This is a genomic window from Mesorhizobium sp. B3-1-6 (assembly GCF_006439555.1).
Taxonomy (GTDB): domain Bacteria; phylum Pseudomonadota; class Alphaproteobacteria; order Rhizobiales; family Rhizobiaceae; genus Mesorhizobium.
Genome location: NZ_VFTM01000056.1, coordinates 1 through 26,835, shown reverse-complemented (window position 1 = coordinate 26,835; position 26,835 = coordinate 1). Strand labels below are relative to the sequence as shown.

Here is a 26,835-nt window from a genome sequence, read left to right as displayed (position 1 = left end):
ATGGCGTAGGGCGAGTGAAGCCCTTGAACGCCGAGTTCCTTCGCGCCCCCCTCTGTCCTGCCGGACATCTCCCCCACTTGTGGGGAGATTGGCTGTCATCGATGATTTCGCCAATCACCGACGTTGCAGGACGGCAGCCGCCAGGCGTGAAGGCTGATCTCCCCCCTTGTGGGGGAGATGTCCGGCAGGACAGAGGGGAGCGCGAAGGATCGCCTGCCAAGACGATTATCAGGAGCATGTTATGAACATCCTCGAACGCTATCACGCCATGGAATACGGCCCGGCGCCGGAAGCCCGCAACGAGGCCGATGCCTGGCTTGCCGGGCGGGATTTCTCAAAGGCGCTGTTCATCGACGGCGCCTGGAAAGCGGCGGCCAGCGGCAAGACTTTTGAGACCAGCGAACCGTCCTCAGGCAAGCTGCTTGCCAAGGTCTCGGATGCGGGCGCCGCCGATATCGACGCCGCGGTGGCGGCCGCCGCCAAGGCGCTGCCGAACTGGTCGGCGTCCTCGGGCTACGTCAGAGCAAAGGTCCTCTATGCCATCGGCCGCGCCATGCAGCGCCACCAGCGCCTGTTCGCGGTGCTGGAATCGATCGACAACGGCAAGCCGATCCGCGAGAGCCGCGACATCGACGTGCCGCTGGCGATCCGCCATTTCATCCATCATGCCGGCTGGGCGCAGGCGCTCGAGAAGGATTTTCCCGACCACAAGCCGGTCGGCGTGGTCGGCCAGGTCATCCCTTGGAATTTCCCGCTGCTGATGCTGGCCTGGAAGATCGCGCCGGCTCTTGCCGCCGGCTGCACGGTGGTGCTGAAGCCAGCCGAATTCACGCCGCTCACCGCCATCCTGTTCGCCGAGATCTGTGAACGCGCCGGCGTGCCGAAAGGCGTCGTCAACATCGTCCAGGGCGGGCCGGAAGCGGGTGCCGCCATCGTCAATCATCCCGGCGTCCAGAAGATCGCCTTCACCGGTTCATCCGAAGTCGGCAAGATCATCCGCAAGGCGACGGCCGGCTCGGGGAAAAAGCTGTCGCTGGAGCTTGGCGGCAAGTCGGCCTTCATCGTCTTCGAGGATGCCGATCTCGACAGCGCCGTCGAAGGCTTGGTCGACGGCATCTGGTTCAACCAGGGCCAGGTCTGCTGCGCCGGCTCGCGCCTCCTGGTGCAGGAGGGCGTTGCGGAAGCCCTGATCGCCAAGATCAAGGTCAGGATGAGCCGGCTGCGGGTCGGCAGCCCGCTCGACAAGAACACCGATATCGGCCCGTTGGTCGACCGCAGCCAGCTCGACCGCGTCAAAGGCCTGATCGCCGAAGGCGCCAGGCAAGGTGCCGTCTGCTGGCAGCCGGACGCCGCGCTGCCGACAACCGGCTATTATCATCTGCCGACGCTGGCGACGTCTGTTTCGCCGGCTAATATTCTGGCGCAGGAAGAGGTCTTCGGGCCGGTGCTGGCGACGATGAGCTTCCGCAACACCGAGGAAGCGATCGAGCTTGCCAACAACACGCGCTACGGCCTCGCCGCTTCGGTGTGGAGCGAGAACGTCAACCTCGCGCTGCATGTCGCGCCGCAATTGAAGGCCGGCGTCGTCTGGGTCAACGGCACCAACATGTTCGACGCCGCCTGCGGCTTCGGCGGTTATCGCGAGAGCGGCTTCGGCCGCGAAGGCGGTCGCGAAGGCATGTTCGAATATCTCACCGCCAAGCTGCCGGTCGGCCCGGCCATCAAGCAGGCCGCGGCCGGCTCGGCCCAGCCGGTCGAGCAGGCCGACGGCTTGGCCATCGATCGCACGGCAAAGCTGTTCATCGGCGGCAAGCAGGTGCGGCCGGACGGCAATTACTCGCTTGCCGTCGCCAGTGCCAAGGGCAAGCTGGCCGGCGAAGTCGGTCTCGGCAACCGCAAGGACATCCGCGACGCCGTCGCCGCTGCCCGCGCCTGCAAGGCCTGGCCGGATGCGACGGCCTATAACCGCAGCCAGGTACTCTATTATCTTGCCGAAAATCTGTCCGGCCGCGCCGACGAGTTCGCCGCGCGCCTTGTCCAGTTGACCGGCGTCGCCGCCAAGGCTGCGCGCGAAGAGGTCGAGCAGTCGATCGAGCGGTTGTTCCTCTATGCCGGCCTCGCCGACAAGTTCGAGGGCCGTGTTCACCAGCCGCCGGCCCGTGTCGTGACGCTTGCCCTGCATGAGCCGGTCGGCGTCGTCGGCATCGTCGCGCCCGACAATCAGCCGCTGCTTAACTTCGTCTCGCTGGTCGCGCCGGCGCTCGCCATGGGTAACACCGTGGTCGCCGTTCCGTCGGAGCGGCATCCGCTTTTGGCGACCGACCTCTACCAGGTGATCGAATATTCCGACATTCCGGCCGGCGCCATCAACATCGTCACCGGCCGCAGCGCCGAGCTGGCCGGCGTGCTGGCCAAGCATGACGATGTCGACGGGCTCTGGGTGTTCGCCGACGCCGAGACCTGCGCTAAAGCGGAGGCCGACTCCATCGGCAATCTCAAGCGCGTCTGGACCGGCAATGGCCGCTCGCTCGACTGGGCGTCGGACGAAGCTGCCGGCGAGGCTTTCCTGCGGCGCGCCATCGAGGTCAAGAACGTCTGGGTTCCCTATGGCGACTGAAGCCCTTTGCACGAGGCGCGTCCGCAACCTTGCGGCAATGATGTCGGCGCGCCGGAGCCCGTCTGGTCGCTGTCGCGAAGGTGATGGCGTTCGGGCTTGACGCTCGCGCGCGTGTTCTTTAACGAGAAAAAACATCTTTATCTGTGAAGCAGGGACTTAGGCCGCACGATGCTGGCGGTCTGGCACACGACGCCGGGGCTGGCCATCGATAGAGGCGGACGCACTAAAGCAATTCCAGGAAAAGTATGAGCGGCTTTCCGTCCGGAATTGCGTCAAAACAAAGAGATAGAGCGGTTCGCCGTTTCCGTGAAACGGTCAGACGCTCCAGGCAGGCGAGGAGAAGAACATGGCGGATCTGGCAGGCAAGGTGGTCGTGGTCACCGCGGCGGCGCAAGGCATCGGCCGGGCTAGCGCGCTGGCCTTCGCCAAGGCGGGCGCGACCGTTCACGCCACCGACATCAACGAGCCGTTGCTGGCCGAGCTGGGCAAGACGCTCGGCATCAAGCCCCGCAAGCTCGATGTGCTGAACGACGCGGCCGTCGCCTCCGCCTTCGCCGAGATCGGCCGGGTCGATGTGCTGTTCAACTGCGCCGGTTTCGTCCATGGCGGCTCCATCCTCGAGATGAAGGACGAGGACCTCGACTTCGCGCTCAACCTCAACGTCCGTTCGATGATCCGCACCATCCGTGCCGTGCTGCCCGGCATGCTGGAGCGTGGCGACGGCTCGATCATCAACATGGCGTCGCTTGCCAGCTCGCAGAAGGGTGTGCCGAACCGCTTCGCCTACGGCCTGACCAAGGCGGCCGTGGTCGGCCTGACCAAGTCGGTCGCCGCGGACTATGTCGCCAAGGGCATACGCTGCAACGCCATCTGCCCGGGCACGGTCGAAAGCCCGTCGCTGCAGGACCGCATGCATGCCCAGGGCGACTATGAGGCGGCGCGCGCGGCTTTCATCGCCCGCCAGCCCATGGGCAGGCTTGGCACGCCGGAGGAAATCGCCGATCTCGCCGTCTACCTTGCCGGCGCCACCTACACCTCGGGGCAGGCCTACAACATCGACGGCGGCTGGTCGATCTGAGGGATCGGAACGGGCTTGGCAGGAGATCGGGGTTCTGCATCCATCAGTCTGAAAATCCCTTTCGCCAGATCGCCCGATGCGGCGTTCGCGCTTGCCGGAGATCAGATCGATGGCTACGGTCCGCCCGGCTTTCGCGACGTCACCCCAATCGAAACGAATTTTGCAAAATGGCTTCAGGCCGCACCTTAGGAGAAGAATGATGAAGTTGTTGCGCTATGGCGAAGCTGGCAGCGAAAAACCCGGCCTGCTCGATGCGGATGGGACGATCCGCGACCTTTCTGCTCATGTCGCCGATATCGCCGGCACGACGCTCCATCCGGCCTCGCTGGAGATGCTCTCGAAGCTCGATCCGAAGTCGCTGCCGGTGGTTTCCGGCAAGCCGCGCCTGGGCGCCTGTGTCGCCGGCACCGGAAAATTCATCTGCATCGGCCTCAACTACTCCGACCACGCCGCCGAGACTGGCGCCACCGTGCCGTCGGAGCCGATCATCTTCATGAAGGCAAGCTCGGCCATCGTCGGGCCGGATGACGACGTTTTGATCCCGCGCGGCTCGGCCAAGACCGACTGGGAGGTCGAGCTCGGCGTCGTCATCGGCAAGACGGCGAAGTATGTCTCGGAGGAGGACGCGCTGGATTATGTCGCCGGCTACTGCGTCGCGCACGACGTTTCCGAGCGCGCCTTCCAGGCCGAGCGCCAGGGCCAGTGGACCAAGGGCAAGTCCTGCGACACCTTCGGCCCGACCGGTCCGTGGCTGGTGACCAAGGACGAGGTCGCCGATCCGCAGAACCTGAAGATGTGGCTGACCGTCAACGGCAAGACGATGCAGAACGGCTCGACCAAGACCATGGTCTACGGCGTGAAGTATCTGGTGTCATACCTCAGCCAGTTCATGTCGCTGCATCCCGGCGACATCATCTCCACCGGCACGCCGCCCGGCGTCGGCCTCGGCATGAAGCCGCCGGTGTTCCTGAAGGCCGGAGACGTCGTGGAACTGGGCATCGAAGGGCTCGGCCAGCAGAAGCAGACATTCAAGGCAGATGAGTAACGCAGACTTTCCGTTCTCTCCTTTTGATATTCCGGAAGTGAGAAGGTGGTTTCGCGCCCTTCCTCTCCCCCGTCGATCGGGGGAGAGGTGGCTCGGCGAAGCCGAGACGGAGTGGGGGCTCGACCACTCGTCAAGACCAACGTCAAGGATCCAAAGAATTCATCATTCGCTGTCTGCCGGGGCGCTCGCACCAGCGCCCCGGTTCCTGTTCTACGGCTTCGACTTGGGTCTAGGTCTTCCCCCACTCCGTCGCCGCTTCGCGGCGCCACCTCTCCCCCCTCCGGAGGGAGAGGAAAGAAACTCCGCCTACTTCAACACCTTCCCATCCGCCCCGAACCGATACGTCTTCGCCGCATCGGGCGTCGCATAGAGCGTCGCGCCCGGCTCGGCATTGTAGACGCCGAAGATGCGCACCGTGATCAGCCCGGCCTTCTCGCAGTCGAGATAGAGGTTGGTGTCGGCGCCGAGATGCTCGGCATGCACGACCGTGCCTTTCCAGGCGCCGGACTTCGTATCGACCGTCAGATGCTCCGGCCGCACGCCAACGGTCTTCGCCGTCTCGCCGAGCCTGGCGCCATCGATGAAATTCATCTTCGGCGAGCCGATGAAGCCGGCGACAAATTCATTAGCCGGCGAATTGTATAGCTCCATCGGGCTGCCGATCTGCTCGATGCGGCCGGCATTGAGCACGACGATCTTGTCGGCCAGCGTCATCGCCTCGACCTGGTCGTGGGTGACGTAGATCATCGTCGCCTTCAGCCGGCGGTGCAGCTGCGCGATCTCAAGCCTGGTGTTCACGCGCAAGGCGGCATCGAGGTTGGACAACGGTTCGTCGAAGAGGAACAGCTTCGGCTCGCGCACCACGGCGCGGCCGATGGCGACGCGCTGGCGCTGGCCGCCAGACAGTTCCGCCGGCCGGCGCTCGAGATAGGGCTCGAGCGACAGCATCGCGGAAGCGATCTTGATGCGCCGCTCGATCTCGGCCGCCGGCGTGCCGGCCTGCTTCAGGCCCAGCGCCATGTTGTTCTTCACCGTCAGATGCGGATAGAGCGCGTAGGTCTGGAACACCATGGCGATGCCGCGTTTCGCCGGAGGCGTGATCGAGACATCGGCGCCGTCGATCAGCACGCGGCCGGAGGTCGAGTCCTCAAGCCCGGCGATGACGCGCAGCAGCGTCGATTTTCCGCAACCGGACGGGCCGACGAAGACGACGAACTCGCCGTCCGTCACCTCGAGGTCGATGCCCTTCAGAACCTCGACCGGCCCGAAAGCCTTCTTCACATTCTCGATCTTCAGCGAGCCCACGGCTTCGTTCCTGTTCTAGAGTTTGACGGCGTTGCCTGTGCGCACGCTCTCGTCGGCGGCGAGGCAGACGGCGAGCGATTTCACGGCATCATCCATGTGGCGGGTGAGGTCGATATTTTCGTGGATGGCCTTGAGCAGGAAGGCTTGCTCCAGATCGCAGAGCTCCTGATGCCCCGGCTCGCCTTCCATCGACAGCAGCTGGTCTTGCCTGGCGAATTTACCGTCCGGTCCGGTCTCGGCGCTGTGCAGCCGGATCGTCGAGGTCTTGGTGTGGGTGTCGATGTCGTCGGACTTGACGCCCTCCTTCATCACGATCGAGACGCAGCCCTTGGGCGACATCACATCCTTCACGAAGAAGGCCGTCTCCGAGATCATCGGACCCCAGCCGGCCTCGTACCAGCCGACCGAGCCGTCCTCGAACAGCACCTGCAGGTGGCCGTAATTGTACATCGACGGCGCCACCTCGTCGCTCAGCCGCACCCCCATGCCGCGCACCTCGACCGGCCTGGCGTCGGTGATCTGCAGCATGACGTCGAGATAGTGCACGCCGCAGTCGACGATCGGCGAGGTGGTCTGCATCAATTGCTTGTGCGTTCCCCAGGTATGGCCGGAGGATTGCTGGTTGAGGTTCATGCGGAAGACATATGGCCCGCCGAGCTTGCGCGCCTCGGCGATCAGCCGCACCCAGGACGGATGGTGGCGCAGGATATAGCCGATCACCAGTTTCCTGCCGTTGGCCTTGGCGGCGTCGACGACGCGCTTTGCGTCGGCAACCGTTGTCGCCAGCGGCTTCTCGACGAAGACATGGCAGCCGGCCTCGAAAGCCCTGACCGCATAATCGGCATGGCTGTCGGAATAGGTGGCGATCGCGGCGACATCGGGCTTCTCGTCGCGCAGCGCCTCGTCGAACGAGCGTCGGATGCCATAGCTCGAAAGCCCCTCCGGCAGCGGCACGTCGGAACGGTTGACGAGTGCGGCGATCTCGAAGCCCGGATTGGTGTGGTAGGCGAGCGCATGGCTGCGGCCCATATTGCCGAGGCCGGCGACGACAACGCGAAGGGGTTTTTCCGAGCTCACTTGACCGCCCCCGACGTGATGCCGCGGATCAGCTGCCGCGAGAAGATGACATAGAGGATCAGCACCGGCAGGATCGCCAGCGACAGCGCCGCCAGGATCGCGTTCCAGTTGGTGACGAACTGGCCGAGAAAGAGCTGCGCGCCGAGCGTCACGGTCTTGGTCTCTTCCGAAGGCGCCAGGATCAGCGGGAACCACAGATCGTTCCAGATCGGGATCATTGTGAAGACGGCGACGGTCGCCATCGCCGGCCGCACCAGCGGCAGCACAAGGCGGAAGAAGATCGTGTATTCCGAGAGCCCGTCTATGCGGCCTGCGTTCTTCAGATCGCTGGACACCTGCTTCATGAATTCCGACAGGATGAAGATCGCCAGCGGCAGCCCTTGCGCCGTGTAGACCAGGATCAGCGCCGTCAGCGTGTTGACCAGCCCGCTCGCCACCATCAATTGCAGGATGGCGACGGTGCCGAGCCTGATCGGGATCATGATGCCGAGCGCCAGGTAAAGACCCATCAGCGTGTTGCCGCGGAAGCGGTATTCCGACAGCGCGAAGGCGGCCATCGCCCCGAACAGCAGCACGAAGAACAGCGAGGCGACGGTGACGACGAGGCTGTTCTGGAAATAGTGGAAGAAATCGCCCTGGCCGAACACCGTGGTGTAGCCGATCAGGTCGAAGGTCTTCGTCGTCGGCGGCGTCAGCGGCGCGCCGAAAATGCCCGCGCGAGACTTGAACGAATTCATCACCACCAGGATCACCGGAAACAGAGCGATCGCCGTGTAGGTCAGCAGGATCGCATGCGCGCCGATGGTGCGGGGAAGCGAACGGGTGGCTGTGCTCATGGCGCGCCTCAGAACTGGTAGCGACGCAGGCGCGTCTGCACGAGGAACAGGTAGACGCAGACGCCGGCCAGGATGATCAGGAACATGATCGTGGCGATCGCGGCACCCATGTTGGGATCGCCGACCTGCAGCTGGAAGCCGAAGAAGGCGCGGTAGAGGAAGGTGCCGAGGATGTCGGTCGAATAATTCGGTCCGGCGAGCGCGCCTTGCGCGGTATAGATCAGGTCGAAGGCGTTGAAATTGCCGACGAAGGTCAGGATCGAGATGATGCCGATCGAGGGCAGGATCAGCGGCAGCTTGATCTTCCAGAACTGCGCCATGCCGGTGACGCCGTCGCATTCGGCCGCCTCGATCACCTCGTCGGGGATCGACAGAAGCGCCGCGTAGATCAGCATCATAGGGATGCCGACGAACTGCCAGACCGACACCAGGCTGAGCGCGGTGAGCGCATATTGCTCCTTGCCGAGCCATGGCGTGAACAGGCTCTTCAGGCCGACGAAATCGAGCAGATGCGGCGCCACGCCCCACAGCGGCGACAGGATCAGCTTCCAGGCGAAGCCGACGATGACGAAGGACAGGATCGTCGGCACGAAGATCGCCGTGCGGTAGAAGGCGGTGAAGCGCAGCCTGGGGCTGGAAAGCAGCGCCGCGAGCAGGATGCCGATCGGGTTCTGCACCAGCATGTGGATGATGAAGAACCAGACATTGTTCCGCAGCGCATTCCAGAAATTCACCGACCAGTTCGGATCGCCGAACAGCGTGCGGAAATTGCCCAGTCCGACAAAGACCTGGGACTGGTCTATGTTGCGGAACAGCGAGAGCTGCAGCGTGCCGAACAGCGGCAGGATCATGAATGCGGTGTAGACCAGCACCGCCGGCGCCAGGAAGACGCCGACATGCCAGCGTATCGGTCTTTTCGGTCGCGTTTCTGCAGCCATGAGTTCGGTAGCCATGAGTTCGGTTCCCCGCCGTCTCTGGGTTCCAGTTCGGTTGATGCTAGCTGATGCCTCGATGCACGGCCCCGCTTGTCCCCTTCGAGGAGAAAGATAAGGCCAGCGACAGATCGGCTCCGTCTTCCCCGCAAGGTGAGGGTAAGACCGGGAGGCCGCGCCGACAATCGCTATCTGGAACTGTTTGAATGCCGGCCGGGCCCGCGCCCGGCCGGCATCGCAATCGATGCTCTTACTTCGCCGGCTTGTACCAGCTGTCGAGGCCGGCCTGCAGCTTCTTGGCCGCGGCTTCCGGGGTATCGGTGCCGTTGATCACATTGGCCGATTCGACCCAGGTCTCGTTCTCGAGGTTCGGCGTGCCGCGCGACAGGATCTGGTAGGTCGAGCGGATCGTCGACTTGCACTTGCCGCGCCAGGAAACGAACTCCTGCGCCAACGGGTCTTCCATCTTCACCGGCGAGGAGTTCAGGCTGAAGAAGCCCGGCAGCGCGTTGGCGTAGATGGTGGCGAAATCCGGCGAGGCCACCCAGGACAGGAAGGTCTTTGCCGCATCCGCGTGCTTGGAAGCAGCGTTCAGACCCATGCCGATGTCGGTATGGTCGGAGATGTAGCAGGTGTCGCCGGCCTTCTCGACCGGCGGCGGGAAGGCGCCCATCTTGAACTGGGCCTGGGTGTTGAACAGGCCGATTTCCCACGAGCCGGCCGGGTAGATGGCGGCGCGGCCGAGCGTGAACAGGTTCTGGCTGTCCGGATAGGTCTGCGCCTCGAAGCCGTCGCCGAGATACGGCTTCCACTTGGCCAGTTCCTCATATGGCGCGACCCAGTCCTTGTCGGTCAATTTCTGATCGCCCTTGATCAGCGCCGCGCGGCCGTCCTCGCCCTTCCAGTAGTTCGGGCCGATGTTCTGGTAGCCCATGGTCGCGGCTTCCCAGAGGTCTTTGGTGCCCATCGCCATCGGGATGTAGGTGCCGTCGGCCTTGATCTTGTCGAGCACGGCGAAGAACTCGTCGCGGGTCGTCGGCACCTTGAGGCCGAGCTTTTCGAAGGCGTCCTTGTTGTAGATGAAGCCGTGGATGACCGAGGCCATCGGCACGCAGAAGCTCGACTTGCCGTCGTCGGTCTGCCAGGCGGACTTGGCGACGGGCGAGAAGTTCTCCATGCCCGGCAACGAGCTAAGGTCGGCGAGGTTGCCCTTCTTGAACAACTCGAGCGACTTGTCGAAGGGGCGGCAGGTGATCAGGTCGCCCGCCGAGCCGGCGGCGAGCTTGGCGCCGAGGGCCGCGTCATATTCGGTCGGGGCCGAAGGCGCGAACACCACCTTGATGCCGGGGTTCTTGGCCTCGAAGGCCGGGATCAGCTTGTCCTTCCAGATGGTCAGGTCGTCGCCGCGCCAGCTTTCGATGTTGAGCGTTACGTCCTCGGCCAGCGCCATCCCGGTCGTCCCGAGGATGCTTGTGCCGAGCAGAAGGGCCGTCAGTAGTTTGGTCTTCATCTTCAGTCTCCCTGTTGACCTTTTTCAGGTTCCGTTTTGATGAGAACAGGGGCTCAGCGCCCCTTGCTCCCCTCGCAAGCCCGTTTCACGCCGATGGAAATCGGGATGAAACAGGCCCTACTTCTTTGTTTGGGCATGATCTTTTCCGAAAAGCGGGTTCCACTTTTCGGGATCATGCCCCAGCGCGGAAAGCGCCGGCCGAAGCTTCTGGCCGGTTCCTTCCAGTATCTTCTCGGCCGCGTCGGCGTTGGCGGCGCCGGCGGCGAGCAGAATGGCGGTCTTGACGACGCCACCGCTTTCCTCGAGCAGGCGGGTGGCGTCGTCGCGGCTCTTGCCGCTGATGGCGGCGACCATGCGCACGGCGCGGTCGCGCAGCTTGAGGTTATCGGCGGTGAGATTGACCATGTAGCCGTCATGGACATGGCCGAGATGGATGGCGGCGAGCGTCGACAGCATGTTGAGCGCGATCTTCTGCGCGGTGCCCGCGCCCATGCGCGTCGAGCCGGCGATCAGCTCCGGGGGCGTTTCGAGCAGGATGGCGACGTCGGCTTGCTTGAACAGCGCGGCGCCCCGGTTGTTGGCGATGGCGATGGTGGCGGCGCCCCGGCGCCGCGCGTCCTGCAGCGCCTGGACCGCATAAGGGGTCGAGCCGCTGGCGGAAATGGCGATCAGGCAGTCGCCCTTGCCGATATCGGCCGCGGCAACGGCCGCCGCCGCTTCCCCGGTGTCGTCCTCCGGTCCGCCGGCCAGTGTGCGGAAGGCCTCGTCGCCGCCGGCGATCAGGATGGCGATGCGGTCGCGCGCAATGCCGAACGTGCCGGGCAGTTCCAGCGCATCGGCCAGCGCCATAAGGCCGGAGCTGCCGGCCGCCGCATAGGCGAGCCTGCCGCCGCTCTTCAACTGCGTCGCGATGAGTTCGGCGGCAACGGCGATTGCCGGAATGGCGCCGTGCACGGCCTTGCTGGCCTCGATCTGGGCATTGGCCAGGAACGCCAGAATGGCTTCGGGAGCCTGGACATCCAGCCCTTCGGCATTCTGGTGGAGCGCTTCCGTGCGCGTCTCGGCCATCCGTTTTCCTCCAACTGAGCGAAACAATACCAAAAAAATACCACTTGTCCACACGCATTAACGAATTTCAGGCAGGGGAATTTGCTTGCCGGCAAATTGCTATAGGTTTTCAATAAAATACGCCTTAATCTTTTTTTGAACCGAAATTAACTCTTGGCTATTGGTATTTTATTGGTATTATCCCGGCTGAGGAGAAAATCGCGTGAAATTCGTGCTCGGCATCGATGGCGGCGGCACCAGCTGCAGGGCGGCCCTTGCGACCGTCGACGGCGCTGTCGTCGGCCGTGCCAAAAGCGGCGCCGCCAACATCCGTACCGACCTCACCGGCGCCCGCGCCAACATCGTCGAGGCGGCCAGGCAGGCTTTCCTCGCCGCCGGCCACGATCCGGAGCTGATCCCGCGGACACCTGCCATCCTTGGCCTCGCCGGCGCCAATGTTGGCACCTACCGGCAGCAGCTCGAGGCAATCCTGCCGTTCAGCCAAAGCCGTGTCGAAACCGATGCCGAGATCGCGCTCGAAGGCGCGGTCGGTTCCGGCGACGGCGCCATGGCCATCCTGGGCACCGGCACCGCCTATATGGCGCGTAAGGGCGGAAAATCGCGCGCCATCGGCGGCTGGGGGTTCCAGGTCGGCGACCAGGGCAGCGGCGCCCGCATCGGCCGCGACCTGCTCGAGCAGACGCTGCTTGCCTATGACGGTATCCGTCTCGGCTCCCCCTTGACCGACGCCATGCTCGCCGTCTTCCGCAACAATCCGGAAGACGTGGTCGAATTCACCACCAACGCCAAGCCGGGCGATTTCGGCGGCTTCGCGCCAAAGGTCTTCGACCATGCCGAAAAGGGCGATCTCGTCGCCAATTGGATCCTCGGCAGGGCGGTGGCCGATGTCGAGGCTTCGCTCGGCGCGCTCGATCTCGCCGAAGATGCCCCGCTCTGCCTGCTCGGCGGCCTGGCGCCGCTTTACGCGCCGCGCCTGTCGGCGCGCTACCAGGCGCTGCTGAAAGCTCCGCTCGACGACGCGCTCGGCGGCGCCGTGCAGATGGCCTTGCGCATCTTCGCTTCTGGCGCGGAGGCGCCGCGATGAGCGCCGCCGACCAGATCTTCGCCATGCTGAAAGAGTCCTCGCAGAGCAGTGCGCCGCTCTATTTGCAGCTGAGGAGAAGCATCGAGGAAGCGGTCAATCGCGGCTTGATCGGCCCCGGCGACGCGCTGCCCTCCGAGCGCGACATCGCCAGCAAGGCCGATATCTCGCGCGTCACCGTGCGCAAGGCTGTGCAGGACCTGGTCAAGGGCGGCATCCTCGTGCAGCGCCACGGCTCGGGCACCTTCGTCGCTCCGCGCATGGAGCGCGTCGAGCAATCGCTGTCGCGGCTCACCTCCTTCACCGAGGACATGGCGCGCCGCGGCATGAACGTGCGCTCCGTCTGGCTGGACCGCGGCCTCTATGCGCCGTCGCCGGATGAGATGATGGTGCTGGGCCTGTCCTCGACCGAGCTGGTGGCGCGCGTCGCGCGCCTGCGCATCGCCAACGACACGCCGCTGGCGATTGAGCGCGCCGCGCTCTCGGCCAGCGTCCTGCCCGACCCTGAGGCGATCGGCTCCTCGCTCTATGCGGCGCTGGGCACGACCGGCAATCGCCCGGTACGCGCCGTGCAGCGCATCTCGGCCACCAATCTCGGCGACGCCGATGCGCGCCTGCTGGAAGTGCCGCCGGGGGTTGCCGGTCTGCAGATCGAGCGCATTTCCTATCTGGCGAGCGGCAAGGTGATCGAGTTCACCCGCTCGGTCTACAGGGGCGACGCCTATGATTTCGTCGCGGAACTCCGGCTGACCGGGCCGGGAGAGGAGATCCGGCAATGATGGCAAACACCACCCATATGCGGCGCGAGATCGATGAGATCCCTGAAGCCGCCGCTCGCCTTCTTGACGGCTCGGCCTCGGCTTTGGCCGAGGCCGGTCGCGGCCTGCGCAAGCGCGACCCGCATTTCGTCGTCACCGTGGCGCGCGGCTCGTCCGACCACGCCGCGACCTTCATGAAATATGCCGTCGAATTGACGGCGGGCCTTGCGGTCGCCTCGGTCGGACCGTCGATCGCGTCCATTTATGGCGCCAAGCTCAGGCTGCGCGGCTCCGCATGCCTGGCGGTCTCGCAGTCGGGCAAGAGCCCCGATATCGTCGCCATGGCCGAAACGGCAAGGGCCGGAGGAGCGCTCACTGTCGCGATCACCAACACGGCCGACTCGCCGTTGGCGCGCGCCTCCGACTATGCCATCGACATCCTGGCAGGGCCGGAACGCTCCGTCGCCGCCACCAAGACCTTCGTCAATTCGGCCGTCGCCGGCCTTGCGCTGATGGCGCACGCGACCGACGACCAGCCGTTGCTGAAGGCGCTCGCCTGCCTGCCCGGCCATTTCGAGAAGGCGATCGCCTGCGACTGGATGGCGCTTGCCGGCGCGCTGGAAAATCCGCGGTCGCTGTTCATCCTCGGCCGCGGCCCATCCTTCGCGATCGCCAGCGAGGCGGCGCTGAAATTCAAGGAAACCTGCGCCATGCATGCCGAGGCCTACAGCGCCGCAGAGGTCATGCATGGGCCGCTGGCGCTGGTCGGACCGGGTTTCCCGGTTCTGGCGCTTGCCGCGCGCGATGCGTCCGAACCCTCGGTCGCCGAGGCGGCCGACGGGCTGACGGCCAAGGGCGCGGCCGCCTTCATCACCTCCGACAAGGCGAAGGCCGCGAGATTGTTGCCGCATGTCGCCACCGGCCATCCGCTGACCGACCCGCTGCCGCTGATCGTGTCCTTCTACGGCTTCGTCGAGGCCTTCGCGCGCCATCGCGGCCTCGACCCCGACACGCCGCGCAACCTGCGCAAAGTGACGGAAACCGTATGAGCGACCGTTTCGCACTCACCGGCGCCCGCATCTTCGACGGTGCCGACTGGCATGACAACGCCGCCCTTGTCGTCAAGGGCGACGCGGTCGAGGCCATCCTGCCCGCAGGCGCGATTCCGTCCGGCGTTCCGGCGGTCGAGACCGGTGGTGGCCTGCTGGTGCCTGGTTTCGTCGACATCCAGGTCAATGGCGGCGGCGGCGTGATGCTCAACGACCATCCCGACGTCGCCTCGATTGAGACCATCTGCCGGGCGCACGCGCCCTTCGGCACCACCGCGCTGCTGGTGACACTGATCACCGACACGCCGGCCGTCACCGCCGCCGCCATCGCCGCCGGCGCCGAGGCGGCCCGGGAAAAGGCGCCTGGCTTCCTCGGCCTGCATCTGGAAGGGCCGCATCTCTCCGTAGCCCGCAAGGGCGCGCATGATCCGGCGCTGATCCGGCCGATGACCGATGCCGACCAGGCCGCGCTCATTGCGGCGCGCAAAGAGCTTCCGGTGCTGCTTACCACGATCGCCCCGGAATCGGTCGAACCGGTCCGTGTCACGGCGCTGGCCAAGGCCGGCGTCGTCGTCAGCCTCGGCCATAGCGATACCGATTATTCGACCGCCAGTGCCTTTGCCGGCGCCGGCGCCACGGTGGTGACGCATCTGTTCAACGCCATGAGCCAGATCGGCAACCGCGAGCCGGGTCTGGCGGGCGCTGCGATCGACACCGGCAGCTTGTACGCCGGCATCATCGCCGACGGCATCCATGTCCATCCCGCGACGATGATCCTTGCGCTGCGCGGCAAGCAGGGGCCGGGCAAGATCGTGCTGGTCACCGACGCCATGGCGACGATCGGCACCGACATGACATCGTTCACGCTGAACGGCCGCACCATCTACCGCAAGGACGGCAGCCTCAGGCTTGCCGACGGAACGCTGGCCGGCGCCGACCTGGACATGATTTCCGCCGTCCGCTTCGTCCACCGCGTCGTCGGCCTCGACCTCGACGAGGCCTTGCGCATGGCCTCGCTCTATCCGGCCGAGGCCATCGGCCAGGCGCATCGCCTTGGGCGATTCGCCAACGGTACCGCCGCCGACATTGTCGGCCTGTCGGAGGGGCTGGATGTCAGGAACGTCTGGATCGGCGGCAAGAAGGTGTTTGGGGCGTAGGCCTCCGCGATTTTGGTCATCCTCGGGTCTGCGCGCGTCGCTTCGCTCCTTGCTCCGCCCTAGAATGACGAAGCGATGGGCGTTTCGGCTAACCTCCGAGGCCTGCGGCTCGATAATCGTTAGCCGGCTCCACGCACGGCGTAGATATCCTTGTACGACTCGCGCAGCACGTTCTTCTGCACCTTGCCCATCGTGTTGCGCGGCAGTTCGTCGACGAAGATCACCTGCTTCGGGTGCTTGTATTTCGCCAGCCGGCCGGCGATGGCGCCGGCAATGTCGGCGGCGCTGATCGCCGATCCCGGCTTGCGCACCACGACCGCCGTGACGCCTTCGCCGAAATTGGGATGCGGCACGCCGATCACCGCGCTTTCGCTGACGCCGTCGAGCGCGTCGATCTCGCTCTCGATCTCCTTCGGATAGACATTGTAGCCGCCCGAGATGATCAGGTCCTTGCCGCGTCCGACGATGTGGACATAGCCGTTGGCATCGATCAGGCCGAGGTCGCCGGTGATGAAGAAGCCGTCGTCGCGGAACTCGGCCCTGGTCTTCTCGGGCATGCGCCAATAGCCGGCAAAGACGTTCGGGCCCTTGACCTCGATCATGCCGATCTCGCCCTGGGCCAGCGGCTTGGCGGTCTCGGGGTCGGTGATGCGCAATGAGACGCCGGGCAAGGGGAACCCGACCGTGCCGGCGCGCCGTTCGCCATCATAGGGATTGGACGTGTTCATGTTGGTCTCGGTCATGCCGTAGCGCTCGAGGATGGCGTGGCCGGTGCGCTCGCGCCAGGCCTTGTGCGTCTCGGCGAGCAGCGGCGCCGAGCCGGAGATGAAGACCCGCATGGCGCTCGCCGCTTCGCGCGTCAGGCCGTGCTGCTGCAACAGCCGTACATAGAAGGTCGGCACGCCCATCAGCGCGGTCGCGCGCGGCATCAGCGACAGGATGCGCGCCGGGTCGAATTTCTGCTCGAAAAACATTTTCGCCCCGGCCATCAGGATGACGTTGGTGGCCACGAACAGGCCGTGCGTGTGGAAGATCGGCAGCGCATGGATCAGCACGTCGTCGGCGCCGAAGCGCCACTGCTCGACCAGCACGCGAGCATTGGAAGCAAGGTTCTCGTGGCTGAGCATCGCGCCCTTGGAACGGCCGGTCGTGCCGGACGTGTAGAGGATAGCGGCAAGATCGTCCGGCCCGCGCGCGACACCGCTGAAATCCGCCGCCTGCCGCGAAGCCTGGCTGGCGAGCGTTCCCTGCCCGTCGCGGTTGAGCGTGAGCACCGTCGCGCCGATCGATGCGGCAAGCGGCTCGACGCCCGAAAGACGGTCCGGATCGCACACGATCAGCCTCGGCTCGGCGTCGCGGAAGAAATAGTCGAGCTCCGGCAGCGTGTAGGCGGTGTTGAGCGGCAGGAAGACCGCGCCGGCGCGTAACGAGGCGAGATAGAGCAGCGCCGCCTCCGGGCTCTTCTCGACCTGGACGGCGACGCGGTCGCCGGGCTCGACGCCGGCCTGCGCCAGCGCATGCGCCAGTTGCGCCGACTTCGCCAGCATGTCGCCATAGGTGATCGAACGGCCGTCATCCGTCTCCATCAGCAGCCGGCCCGGCGCCGGCATATGGGAACGGAACGCGCCGAAGAGATGATTGGTCATGAAATGTCCTCTGGAGCAATTCGAGGAAAGGCGGTTTTCAGTCTGAATTGCGTCAAAACAAGGAGGTAGAGCGGTTCGCCGTTTTCGTGAAACGGCGAACCGCTCTAGGTGTACGCCGGATGGCCCATGCGTTGCGCTGCCCGAGCGAATACCAGATTTGGCGGCCGGAGCAAAAACGGCGCGGCAGTTATCTGCGGCGCCCTTTGCTGATGCCGGCCTTCGGATCATAACCTTGCGCGAAGCGTTCCATGCACATCACCGCAGTGAGGCGGTAATGATTGAGAAGCGCCTCGACCGCGCCGTCGGCGTCGCCATCCAGCGTGCGCTCGGCAATCATGCGGTGCTCGCCAAGATCGTCGCGTCCCATGCCCGGCGCGTTTTGCGAGATCAGGCGGTAGCGCGAAGCCTGATCGGAAAGCTGATCGCAAAAGCCGATCAACCAGTGCGAACGGCACGCCGCGATCAGCGCGCGATGGAAGGCGCGGTGCAGCTTCTCCCATTCCGGATTGTTGGTTGCCGGGTCTTCCGGCAGGCGGCGCTCGGCGCGCGCGAGGCGGTGCAGGGCCAACACCAGCTGCTCTTCCCATTCGGCGGTGCGGTGCGCAATGGATTCGCGCAGCGCTCGCTCCTCCAGCCAGCAGCGTGTACGCGTCAACTCCTCCAACTCCGCGGCGCTGACCGGCATCAGGAAGAAGCCGCGTTGGTCGTGACGGCCGAGCAGGCCCTCGGCGGCCAGGCGGTTGAGCGCCTCGCGCACCGGCGAGGCGCCGGCGCCATAGCGGGAAACGACCCATTCGACACGCAGTTTCGTCTCGGACTCCAGAGCTCCGCGCAGCAAGTCGTCGCGGAGTTGCTGGTAGACCGAACTGGCAAGCGTGCTTTTTGCGCCCTTGCTCTCGCCCGGCTCGGTGTTTCCGTTTGTCAATCGAACTCCTGTTGCTTTGCCCCTGGTTTGCCAGGGCCCCGCGGCGAAGCAATTCCCGTACATATATCATACAGCCGGGCAACGGCGCCTCAAGCGGAAGATGACGATATTCGACCTTAAGACAGGGCGGGCCGTCTATTCATTGAATAAAGTAGAATCTCGGGGAAAAGCCGATAATCCTGCGTCGCTTCCTATATCGAACAGTCGTTCAATTGCCGCGGTCATGCAACTCGGGAGAGATGGGGCAGTTATACGTTTAACCGACGGCTCTGTCGGCGGCCGTTCGAATTGCTTCGATATTTGCCCTGTAGGCTTCGACGCTGCCGCCCTTGAAGACGGCGGCGCCCGCCACCAGCACATTGGCGCCGGCCGCGGTCACCAGCGGCGCCGTTTCGGCTGAAACGCCGCCGTCGATCTCGATGTGGATCGGCCGGCTGCCGATCAGCGCCTTGACCCGTTTCACCTTGTCGACGATCGCCGGGATGAAAGCCTGTCCGCCGAAGCCCGGATTGACGGTCATGATCAGGATGAGGTCCAGCCGGTCGAGCACATACTCGATCGCCGTTTCCGGCGTCGCCGGGTTGAGCGAGACGCCGGCCTTCTTGCCAAGGCTCTTGATGGTCTGCAGCGAACGGTCGAGATGCGGCCCCGCCTCGGCGTGAACCGTCATGCCGTCGCAGCCGGCTTCGGCAAAGGCCGCCAGGTAAGGATCGGCCGGCGCAATCATCAGATGGCAGTCGAAGAAGGCCTTGGTGCGGTTGCGGATCGCCTTGATGACCGGCGGGCCGAAGGTGATGTTGGGCACGAAATGGCCGTCCATCACGTCGAGATGGATCCAGTCGGCGCCGGCCGCCGCGACGGCCTCGACCTCATCGCCAAGCTTGGAGAAATCCGAAGCCAGCACCGATGGCGCGATCAGGGTCTTCTTGCTCATGGCGCAAATTCTCCCGGCAGTCCGGCGCGCGTGGCCGCGCCTGTCAGGGCGATTGCCTAGAGCAATTCCAGGAAAAGTGCGAGCGGTTTTCCGTCCGGAATTGCGTCAAAACAAGGAGATAGAGCGGTTCGCCGTTTCCGTGAAACGGTGAAACGCGCTTAATGCATGTCGCGCAGAAGTGTGCAGCGGCTTTGCGATAACGACATGCATGAAAACAAAGGCTTAAAGCGCGTCGCCTGAATCCGCTTCAGCGACGCGCTAGACCATGATCCGGTCAAGGGGAAGCATGTTTTCGACAGGCGAATCGGTCCGCTTGCCACAGGGCTGTCGTCGATGTGAAAAAGAAAACCCGCCGGATCGCTCCGGCGGGTCTGGGTCTTCAGCCGCAAGATTACGGCTTGAAGTTCTGGATGTTGGCGCCCGCCGGATCCTGCAGCACGCGCCGCGGCTGGCGCTGCGGCACCAGTTGCTGCAGCACGTTCGGGTTGAGCAGGATGCCGGGGTTGATCTCGACGCCCGGCCGCCTGCGGATCGGCGTGCAGTCCGGGAACCGTCCGGCCGTGCCGACCGGGCAGCGCCGCTTGGTCAGCACCGGTTGGCACTGGCCGTCGATGTAGCGCGAGCCTGGCGCGCATTCCTGTTGCGGCTTGCGGCAGGCGCCGTCGCGGATTTCGGTCCCCCGCGGGCAGACGCAGTCGCCCCGCTTGTTGTGGACCTGACCGCGAATGGTGCACTGCTCCTGCTTCGGCTTTGGCGGCCTACAGGCCTTGCCCCGCACCTCCAGGCCGTCCGGGCAGGCGCAGTTGCCGTCGGCGTCGCGCACCTGGCCGCGAATCGGGCATTGCCTCGACACGATCGGCCGGCAGGCGCCGTCACGGACTTCCGTGCGGCTCGGGCAGACGCAATCGCCATCGGCGTTGCGGGACTGGCCCCGGATGCGGCACTGGGCGGGCGGCTGCCTGTCGGGCATGCAGGCCTTGGCCACCCGGTCGAGATGCGTGCCGTCCGGGCAGGTGCAGCCATTGCCGTTCGAAGTCGGCACCGCGCCGCGCACCGTGCATTTCGGCGGGATGACCTGGCAGACGCCGTTGACCAGTTCGCCGCGGCGGCAGACGCAATTGCCGTCCTGGTCGCGATACTGGCCGGGACGCAGCGTGCACTGCCGCTCCTGCGGCTCTTCGCCCCGCACGCATTTGCCGTTCTCCAGCTCCGTGCCGCGCGGGCAGACGCAGCGTCCGTCCGCTGTCCGGATCTGGCCTTGCAGCAGGACGCAGCGCGGCGGCACGGGCAGCGGCAGGAGCTTGGTGCCTCCACCGCCTGAGCACTGGCCGTTGCGGAAGGTGGTGCCGTCCGGGCAGACGCAACGGCCGGCCGAGTTCAGCACCAACCCGTCCGAGCACTGGTTCTTCACCTCATGCCTGATGGTGAAGGGGTGGCATGAATAGGCTTTGCCGCGATCGCCCTGGTTGGTGGTCAGGTCGCGCGACAGCACGTCGCCGCCGCCGTGCACCGGCGTGTTCGGAGGAAGCACGCCGACGCAGTTCTGTCCGGTGACCGTTCCCTGCAGATCGGCGAGGCGCCCGTCCTCGGGAAGGATCACGGTGACGTGGTGGGTGTGGCTTTCGCCGGCGCCCAGCGTCAGGTTGGCGATGCAGGATAGAGGCAGCGTCGTCGGCTCCGGCGAGCAGCCGAAGGGAGGGTCGATCGAGGAGATCTGAACGCCTTCCAGCCGGCCGAGACCCTCCACGCCGATCGCATCGCCGATGCGGACTGGACCGGAGAAGGGGTTCGGCCCATCATTCGTGATGGTGATCTCGAACGAGCAGGGTTCTCCCGGCTGGCACTCGGCATCGCCGGTCTTCTCGACGCGGATGGTCGAGGCGCCGCCGCCCTTCGCGCAAGCCTGGCCGATCGGGTAGACGATGTCGTCGCCCGGCGCCGGCCCGTAGGAGCCGCGCGCGCAGTTTTCGAACGCGCCATTGCCGCTCACCGTCACGTCGAAGTGCCTGGAGGCTCCGGGCGTCATCACGGCGCCGGGAATCTGGCACGACAGCGTGTTGGCTGGCGCCGGTCCGCAGTTCCATTCCGGGCCGTCGGGGGCGACGGTCTGGATCTGCACCGGCGCGCCGCCCGACACCAGGGCTGCGGCATCGTTGACCCGCACCGGTCCGGTGGGAGCCGCGGTGCCGGCATTGCTGACGGTGATGCGGCAGGAGACCATTCCGGCGCGCACGAGTTGATCGCCGCCGCAGGTCTTGGTGATGCGCAGGCCAGGCTGGCCGCCATTCGGATGGCGGATGCGTTCGGTGGCGCAGGCCTTGTTGTTGGCGAGGTCGACCTCGCCGGGAATGGCCTTCACCTCGGCGCAATTCTCCACCGTATCCGGCCGGTAGTTTGCCGGCATCACCGCCTTGACGACGATCGGCGTCGAGGCGCCCGCAGGCAGCGAGATGCTGGCATTGTCGCAGCGGAACTGTCCGGGCCCGTTCGGTCCGCAGCTCCAGGGCGGGCTCGGCCCGAAGCTCGACGAAGTCGGCGCGCCGCCGGGGTAGGTGTCGATCACCGTCAGCGGCCCGTTATAGGTGCTGGTGCCGTTGTTGATGACGTCGATCACGAAGAAGCACACGCCGTCCGGCGTGCAGACCGGTACGCGGGCGCGCTTCTTCAGGATCAGGTCGACCTTCTTTTCGACCGGCGGGTTGCACTGCGGATCGCGGTCGCCACGCCGGCAGATCGGGATCGAAGCGCAGCCGCGGTCGTTCTGCTGGCTGCCGAACAGCGGCTTGCCGCTGGCCTGGTAGTCATAGGCGGCGCAGTTGCGCAGCACGCTGCCCTGCCACCCGCCCGCCGGCTTGAAGCCGAGCTTGAGGTTGACCGAAGCGCCGGGGTTGAGCGTCGTCGGCGGATACGTGCAGGTCATCGGCGTCGTGCCGGGCACGCAGACCCAGGGCGCGTTCGGTCCAGATGTCAGCACGGAGCCTGCCGGCAGCGTCACCTCGTCGAGCACGATCTTGCCGTTATAGGGCGCGTCGCCGACATTGGTGACGGTGATGGTGAAGTCGCAGCCGCCGGCCATCGTGCAGCGCGGCACGTCGGCATGCTTCTCGACCTTGAGGTCCGGCTCCTTGTCTTTCGGCGGGCATCTCAGATCACGCGGGATGACGATGTCGATGACCTGCGTGCAGCAGAGCCCCCAGCCTTCCTTCGGCCCAACATAGGTTTCGATGCCGGTGACGATGAGATGGATGACCTCGCCGGGCGAGGCGCCGATGATCTTCCAGTTCAGCACGCCGCCGCCGACCGGTACCTTTTGCGTGTCGGGAACGATGGTGATGCCGGGCGTCGTCGTCGACACCTGCACCCACTTGCCGCCCATCTCCGGGCCGACCGGCATGTGGTAGATGAAGGCGCCGCCGCCGGGCACGCAGTCGACCGTGCCGTGCTCGACCTTGAAGCATTCCTTGCCGGGAGGTGGCGGCGGGTTGCACTTGGTGACGTCGATATGGATCGTCGTCTTGGCGCCGGTCAGGAAGTCGCCGTCGTCCGGCTTGCTCGGATCCTGCGACGGGATGACGGTCCCCGGGCCGCCTCCCATAGTCACCTTGATCTGGCCCTGGTTGTCGACATTGGCCGGCGCCGGAAACGCCGCCTGGTCGATCTTGGCCAGGATCCGGAAGGTGATGGTGCGTTCGTTCGGCGCGCCCGAGCCGTCGAGATCGTCGGCGGAAATCCGGAAATCGGACACCGTCGCCGTATCGTCGGGGTTGGCCGAGCTGCTGATCGTGGCCGCCGGCAGCGCTCCGCCGCCGGCGTCCGTGCCGTCGCCGGTCACATTCACGTTGACGATCTTCAGGCCGTGCGCAAGCTGGTCCTTGAAGTCGATCCTGGCGTTCTTCAGTGCGTTAGCCAAAGCCGGATTGGCGAAGGCTTGCGCATTGCCGCGCAGGCCGAAGGTCAGCGTGTAGTAGACATAGTCGCAGCCGCGCTGTCCGCCCGTCTTGGTGAAGAAGGGCACGATGCGGCCGGGTTCGGGGTTGACGATGCGCGGATTGTCCAGGTCGAGCCTGGGCTCCGGTCCGGCGACTTCGGTGAGCTTGGCCGGAGCGGTGTCTTCCGCGAGCGCCGGCAGCGCCGGCATCATGGCGACCGCGATACCGGCCGCCATCAGCCAGCGCGCGCCGCGCCTGGCGTATGACAGGGGTTTCATGATCGTCTCCATGACGGTTTTCGTGTTGCGCGAGGCGAGGTGGGAAAGGGCGAGATTTGTCATCTGTCCCTCCCTCAACGTTCGCAGCTGACGGCTGGCGTTCTGAGCGGCAGCGTCACCTTGCAGCAAGGGTAGTAGCCACCCTTGTCCTGGTCGGACTTGCGATAGAAGCAGAGCCCGACATTGACGGTGTCGCCAGGATCATGGCCGGTGATGTCGACCGTGTAGGGCTTGCCCGGGACATGCGACATGGGGGTTGTCACCCCGACGCCGGGCGTCCTGGACTGCGCCTTGATCGAATCGCCGCCGAAGCCGGCATGATCATGGAGATAGAGTTCGGCCCGGAGTCCGCGCGGCGTGCAGTAGTAGTGCACGTCCTCGACGTCGACGCAGGGCGGCAGGTTGCCGGGCGGCGGGAAGTCGGGCGGATAGAACGGAGGCAGATAGCCGCCGCCCGGGATTTCGTCATAATAGCCGGCGCGGCCCTCGCAGGGGCGCCAGACCCTGACGTCGCCGACATGGCCTTCGACCTCGGGGTCTTCGAAATAGCCGTCGAAGTCGACGAACCAGGAGCCGAAGGGCGGCACGTTGGCCGGCTTGACCAGCGCGCTCGGCGTCAGCTGCACGCCATGCACGGCAAGCGGCCCGCCGGCGGCGATGCGCTCGGCAAGTTCCGGATTGTCGCGCAATTTGTCGCCCGTGTTGACGACGGTGTCGGTGCAGACGCTGGTGTCGATATTGCCGTCGGCATCATAGCCATACTGCAGGTCGACGCCGCCGGCCGACTGGCGGTTGCCTTGCGGGAAGCCGACCGCATATTCCTGCGGCACCTCGACCCAGGCCGATTCCGTCGCCGGATCGTCCGGGTCTTCCTGCCAGTAGCGGATCAGCTCGCCTTTGCCGGAATCGGCGAAGCGGCTGTAATCGTAACGGTTTTCGACCGGGCCGCGCTGGGCGAGATACATGAAGCCCTTGTTGTCGAAGGCTATGTCGGTGACGGCGTAATCCTTCTCGGCCTTGACCGTCAGTTCCCAACGCGGATCGCCGGCGAACGTGCCGTCGCGCGCAATGCCGACCGACCAGATCTCGGATTTTTCGCCGACCGAATAATAGAGCCGGCCGCCGTGATAGGAGACCGCCCAGACACGGCGCTCGTCCTGCGTATAGCCCCAGGTCTCGGGGTCTTCGGTATCGAAGGCCGCGCCCTGGATGTCCATAACCGCGCCATCGTCGGCGACGGGGCCAAGCCCATGCGCCGGGCGGCCGGCGACGCCATGGTCGAACGTGTCGATCAGATGGCCGTCGGCGTCGATGCGATGGATCAGGCCGGTGTCGATATCCGAGGCGAAGAACTGGCGGTGGATGGGATCGAAGGCGAGGTTGCCGATGCCCGGTCCGCTATTGGTGTCGATGTCGGCGAATTTCGAGACGGCGCCCGTGATGCCGTCGATCTTCCAGATCGTGCCTGGACCGCCGCCATTCTCGGTGCCGAACTGGCCGCCCATGAAGGTGGCGCCGGCGGCGCCGCGACGCTGCCGCTCCGGACGCCCGTCGTCGTCGGCGTCCGGCGTGACGATCTCGACGCCATGCAGCGAGGTCGCGGCGGCATAAAGATTAGGAATGCCCGACGGCACGCCATCGCGTACGCCGTCGTCATAGGTCAGTCCGAACACCTCGCCGATCTGCCCAGCCGTCACCTCGAAGGGCGGCGGCGTGAAGACGAGCTGGCCCGAGGCAGGCCCGCCGAGATGCGAGACGTCGAAAATGCGCAAGGATGCCCGCGAGGTGTCGATGAAGGTCTCGTCGACCGGATCGGTGCCGGGCGGCAAGCCCTGGTCGAAATCGGGGATCATGGTGCCGGGGAAGCCGGTGACCGCCATCGATCCAGGATAGATGATCTGGGTTTCCTGCGCCTTCGCCACGCCGCCGAGCCAGAGGCCGGCGGACAGCGCCACGGCAAGAATTCCGCTGGTGGATGCTATTGCGCGGCGCAGACGGCCGCCACGAGAACGCAGAAACGAGCCGCGAACGCCAGACATTGAACTCCCCCCGAAGCCGCTGGAAGGAACATCCGGTCTTGTCGCGCCAACCAGGGCAAGGCGCGGCGTTGCGGCACGTTCTTCCCCGATCGAATTGTCTGCTTTCCTCGTCGTGACGATACGCCTGCGCCTATGCAGGGTCAACGGAATCAGCCGAAAGCCCAGCGCGTCGACCCCTTCCCGAAGGCGGTGATCGCGCTGGACTCCCGTTGTTCCCGGAGACCGCGTAGTCTCTGGGTTTCTGGTCATGGGGCTTTCCCTTTCCGGGCCGCACCATTGCGGCGCCTGGCCATCAGTCGCTGTCAGGCAGGGAAAGGTTCATTTGAGGATAGCGGGGCGGAAAGCGTTCCCGGGCCGCCGGGCGTCACCAGATCCAGTCGCCCCGGCCGAGCGCCGATACCGCCTCGACGATGTGGGTGAAGCTCGTTCGTGCCCGGCCGACCATGTGCCGGGCTCGGAGGTAGCCATGCACCAGGCCCGGCTCCTCGAACCAGGTGGCGTGTCCGCCGGACGCGACGATGCGGTCGCGATAGGCCTCGCCGTCGGACGACAGCGGGTCGCATTCGGCGGTGATCAGCACCGTCGGCGGCAAATTGGCGAAATCGGCGTCGGCGAGCGGGTAGAGCGTGATATCGCCGGTCCGGTCCACGCCACCGGTGCGGATATGCTTGTAGAAATCGAGGTCGCGCACCGTCAGCATCGGCGCCTCGGCATGGGTGACATAGGAGCCGCGCGAATGGTCGCCGCCAAGGCCGGGATAGATCAGCATCTGGCCGGCCGGCTTCTTTGCATGGCCGCGCGTCGCATGCGCTGTCGCCGCGCAGAGATTGCCGCCGGCGCTGTCGCCACAAAGCACGACAGGGCGGTCATAGGTCCTGGCGGCCCATTCGAAGGCGTCCATCGCGTCGTCAAAGGCGGCCGGATGCAGATGCTCCGGCGCCAGCCGGTAATCGACCGAGACCACCTCGAAGCCGGTGCGGGCGCAAAGCTCGGCGCAGACATCGTCATGGCTGTCCAGCCCGCCCAGGATGAAACCGCCACCATGGAGATAGAGCACCATGGCGGCATTGTTCGGCGTGGCGTTGCGATAGATGCGGATCGGGATGCCGTTGGCGATGCTTGTCGTCTCGGCGGTCACGCCTTGCGGGTAGCCGGCAAAGAACTCCCGGCACATCCGGTGATAGATCGCGCGCTGCTGGGTTATCGTGTAGTCGATCGTGTCCGGCGGATAATAGGAGTTGGTCTTCTCGATGAAGGCCCAGGTCTCGGCATCGATGAGGGTTTTGTAGTCGGTCATATCGGATGACCGACTTTAGGTGATGGCGCCCAGGCCCCCCTCTCTGTCCTGCCGGACATCTCCCCCTCAAGGGGGGAGATTGGCAGTTTCGTCGACGGCACTTCTTTCCCAACGTCGGCGATTGGCGAAAGCGGACATGACATCTGATCTCCCCCCTTGAGGGGGAGATGTCCGGCAGGACAGAGAGGGGGGCCTCGCTCTGTCATCTCCGCAGAATCACTTTCCCTTCCACACCGGGTCGCGTTTTTCCGCGAACGCCCGGAACCCCTCCATA

At 65.3% G+C, this 26,835-nt stretch carries 19 protein-coding genes; 7 read left to right on the top strand and 12 right to left on the bottom strand.

Annotation, left to right across the window (positions count from 1 at the left end):
- Positions 1–241: 241 nt before the first annotated feature.
- The 3 genes from FJ414_RS30460 to FJ414_RS30450 all read left to right on the top strand — a co-directional run bounded on the left by FJ414_RS30460 (position 242) and on the right by FJ414_RS30450 (position 4,740).
- Positions 242–2,617 (top strand): aldehyde dehydrogenase family protein, encoded by a 2,376-nt coding sequence (locus FJ414_RS30460; protein ID WP_140648050.1) that lies wholly within the window; start codon positions 242–244, stop codon positions 2,615–2,617.
- A gap of 346 nt (positions 2,618–2,963) precedes the next feature.
- On the top strand, positions 2,964–3,695 hold the full coding sequence (locus tag FJ414_RS30455; protein ID WP_140648049.1) for an SDR family oxidoreductase: 732 nt from the start codon (positions 2,964–2,966) through the stop codon (positions 3,693–3,695).
- A 199-nt stretch (positions 3,696–3,894) separates the two neighbouring features.
- On the top strand, positions 3,895–4,740 hold the full coding sequence (locus tag FJ414_RS30450; protein ID WP_140648048.1) for a fumarylacetoacetate hydrolase family protein: 846 nt from the start codon (positions 3,895–3,897) through the stop codon (positions 4,738–4,740).
- A gap of 306 nt (positions 4,741–5,046) precedes the next feature.
- Here the strand turns inward: FJ414_RS30450 and FJ414_RS30440 are convergent, their stop codons facing one another.
- The 6 genes from FJ414_RS30440 to FJ414_RS30415 all read right to left on the bottom strand — a co-directional run bounded on the left by FJ414_RS30440 (position 5,047) and on the right by FJ414_RS30415 (position 11,468).
- Positions 5,047–6,045, bottom strand: coding sequence for an ABC transporter ATP-binding protein (locus tag FJ414_RS30440; RefSeq protein ID WP_140648047.1), 999 nt, complete (start codon positions 6,043–6,045; stop codon positions 5,047–5,049).
- Between the two features lie 15 nt (positions 6,046–6,060).
- A complete protein-coding gene (locus FJ414_RS30435) occupies positions 6,061–7,122 on the bottom strand; it encodes a Gfo/Idh/MocA family oxidoreductase (protein ID WP_140648046.1) in 1,062 nt (353 codons plus the stop codon).
- Positions 7,119–7,958 (bottom strand): carbohydrate ABC transporter permease, encoded by an 840-nt coding sequence (locus FJ414_RS30430; protein WP_140648045.1) that lies wholly within the window; start codon positions 7,956–7,958, stop codon positions 7,119–7,121. The genes FJ414_RS30435 and FJ414_RS30430 overlap by 4 nt, the downstream gene beginning before the upstream one ends.
- An 8-nt stretch (positions 7,959–7,966) precedes the next feature.
- On the bottom strand, positions 7,967–8,896 hold the full coding sequence (locus FJ414_RS30425; RefSeq protein WP_140648051.1) for a sugar ABC transporter permease: 930 nt from the start codon (positions 8,894–8,896) through the stop codon (positions 7,967–7,969).
- 244 nt (positions 8,897–9,140) lie between these two features.
- On the bottom strand, positions 9,141–10,400 hold the full coding sequence (locus FJ414_RS30420) for an ABC transporter substrate-binding protein (protein ID WP_140648044.1): 1,260 nt from the start codon (positions 10,398–10,400) through the stop codon (positions 9,141–9,143).
- 117 nt (positions 10,401–10,517) lie between these two features.
- Positions 10,518–11,468, bottom strand: coding sequence for an N-acetylmuramic acid 6-phosphate etherase (locus FJ414_RS30415; protein WP_140648043.1), 951 nt, complete (start codon positions 11,466–11,468; stop codon positions 10,518–10,520).
- Positions 11,469–11,670: 202 nt separating this feature from the next.
- On the opposite strand from FJ414_RS30415, the gene FJ414_RS30410 reads away from it, so the two are divergent.
- The 4 genes from FJ414_RS30410 to nagA are packed head-to-tail and all read left to right on the top strand — an operon-like array spanning position 11,671 to position 15,513.
- Positions 11,671–12,552: an N-acetylglucosamine kinase gene (locus tag FJ414_RS30410; protein ID WP_140648042.1), complete on the top strand. Its 882-nt coding sequence runs from the start codon at positions 11,671–11,673 to the stop codon at positions 12,550–12,552.
- Positions 12,549–13,328 carry a GntR family transcriptional regulator gene (locus FJ414_RS30405; protein ID WP_140648041.1) on the top strand — a complete coding sequence of 260 codons (780 nt, stop codon included), beginning with the start codon at positions 12,549–12,551 and terminating at the stop codon, positions 13,326–13,328. Before FJ414_RS30410 ends, FJ414_RS30405 begins: the two co-directional genes overlap by 4 nt.
- A complete protein-coding gene (locus FJ414_RS30400; RefSeq protein ID WP_140648040.1) occupies positions 13,325–14,356 on the top strand; it encodes an SIS domain-containing protein in 1,032 nt (343 codons plus the stop codon). The genes FJ414_RS30405 and FJ414_RS30400 overlap by 4 nt, the downstream gene beginning before the upstream one ends.
- Entirely contained in the window at positions 14,353–15,513 is a 1,161-nt protein-coding gene (gene nagA / locus FJ414_RS30395) for an N-acetylglucosamine-6-phosphate deacetylase (RefSeq protein WP_140648039.1), read from the top strand. Before FJ414_RS30400 ends, nagA begins: the two co-directional genes overlap by 4 nt.
- Before the next feature lie 119 nt (positions 15,514–15,632).
- Here nagA and FJ414_RS30390 read toward each other — a convergent pair whose 3' ends face one another.
- The 6 genes from FJ414_RS30390 to FJ414_RS30365 form a co-directional block, all read right to left on the bottom strand.
- Positions 15,633–17,159: a malonyl-CoA synthase gene (locus tag FJ414_RS30390; protein WP_140648038.1), complete on the bottom strand. Its 1,527-nt coding sequence runs from the start codon at positions 17,157–17,159 to the stop codon at positions 15,633–15,635.
- A 187-nt stretch (positions 17,160–17,346) separates the two neighbouring features.
- Complete coding sequence (locus FJ414_RS30385) at positions 17,347–18,084, bottom strand: GntR family transcriptional regulator (RefSeq protein WP_246672540.1); 738 nt, start codon at positions 18,082–18,084, stop codon at positions 17,347–17,349.
- 256 nt (positions 18,085–18,340) lie between these two features.
- On the bottom strand, positions 18,341–19,018 hold the full coding sequence (rpe, locus tag FJ414_RS30380; protein WP_140648036.1) for a ribulose-phosphate 3-epimerase: 678 nt from the start codon (positions 19,016–19,018) through the stop codon (positions 18,341–18,343).
- Between the two features lie 391 nt (positions 19,019–19,409).
- A complete protein-coding gene (locus FJ414_RS30375; RefSeq protein WP_140648035.1) occupies positions 19,410–23,288 on the bottom strand; it encodes a hypothetical protein in 3,879 nt (1,292 codons plus the stop codon).
- Positions 23,289–23,299: 11 nt separating this feature from the next.
- On the bottom strand, positions 23,300–25,264 hold the full coding sequence (locus tag FJ414_RS30370; RefSeq protein WP_140648034.1) for a hypothetical protein: 1,965 nt from the start codon (positions 25,262–25,264) through the stop codon (positions 23,300–23,302).
- A gap of 364 nt (positions 25,265–25,628) precedes the next feature.
- Entirely contained in the window at positions 25,629–26,561 is a 933-nt protein-coding gene (locus tag FJ414_RS30365) for an alpha/beta hydrolase (RefSeq protein WP_140648033.1), read from the bottom strand.
- Between the last annotated feature and the right edge of the window lie 274 nt (positions 26,562–26,835).

Excerpts from the sequence above, each read along its gene's own strand:
- FJ414_RS30460 (WP_140648050.1), top strand. The coding sequence starts at position 242 with ATGAACATCCTCGAACGCTATCACGCCATGGAATACGGCCCGGCGCCG.
- FJ414_RS30455 (WP_140648049.1), top strand. The coding sequence starts at position 2,964 with ATGGCGGATCTGGCAGGCAAGGTGGTCGTGGTCACCGCGGCGGCGCAA.
- FJ414_RS30450 (WP_140648048.1), top strand. The coding sequence starts at position 3,895 with ATGAAGTTGTTGCGCTATGGCGAAGCTGGCAGCGAAAAACCCGGCCTG.
- FJ414_RS30430 (WP_140648045.1), bottom strand. The coding sequence starts at position 7,958 with ATGAGCACAGCCACCCGTTCGCTTCCCCGCACCATCGGCGCGCATGCG.
- FJ414_RS30425 (WP_140648051.1), bottom strand. The coding sequence starts at position 8,896 with ATGGCTGCAGAAACGCGACCGAAAAGACCGATACGCTGGCATGTCGGC.
- FJ414_RS30420 (WP_140648044.1), bottom strand. The coding sequence starts at position 10,400 with ATGAAGACCAAACTACTGACGGCCCTTCTGCTCGGCACAAGCATCCTC.
- FJ414_RS30415 (WP_140648043.1), bottom strand. The coding sequence starts at position 11,468 with ATGGCCGAGACGCGCACGGAAGCGCTCCACCAGAATGCCGAAGGGCTG.
- FJ414_RS30405 (WP_140648041.1), top strand. The coding sequence starts at position 12,549 with ATGAGCGCCGCCGACCAGATCTTCGCCATGCTGAAAGAGTCCTCGCAG.
- FJ414_RS30400 (WP_140648040.1), top strand. The coding sequence starts at position 13,325 with ATGATGGCAAACACCACCCATATGCGGCGCGAGATCGATGAGATCCCT.
- nagA (WP_140648039.1), top strand. The coding sequence starts at position 14,353 with ATGAGCGACCGTTTCGCACTCACCGGCGCCCGCATCTTCGACGGTGCC.
- FJ414_RS30390 (WP_140648038.1), bottom strand. The coding sequence starts at position 17,159 with ATGACCAATCATCTCTTCGGCGCGTTCCGTTCCCATATGCCGGCGCCG.
- rpe (WP_140648036.1), bottom strand. The coding sequence starts at position 19,018 with ATGAGCAAGAAGACCCTGATCGCGCCATCGGTGCTGGCTTCGGATTTC.
- FJ414_RS30375 (WP_140648035.1), bottom strand. The coding sequence starts at position 23,288 with ATGACAAATCTCGCCCTTTCCCACCTCGCCTCGCGCAACACGAAAACC.
- FJ414_RS30370 (WP_140648034.1), bottom strand. The coding sequence starts at position 25,264 with ATGTCTGGCGTTCGCGGCTCGTTTCTGCGTTCTCGTGGCGGCCGTCTG.
- FJ414_RS30365 (WP_140648033.1), bottom strand. The coding sequence starts at position 26,561 with ATGACCGACTACAAAACCCTCATCGATGCCGAGACCTGGGCCTTCATC.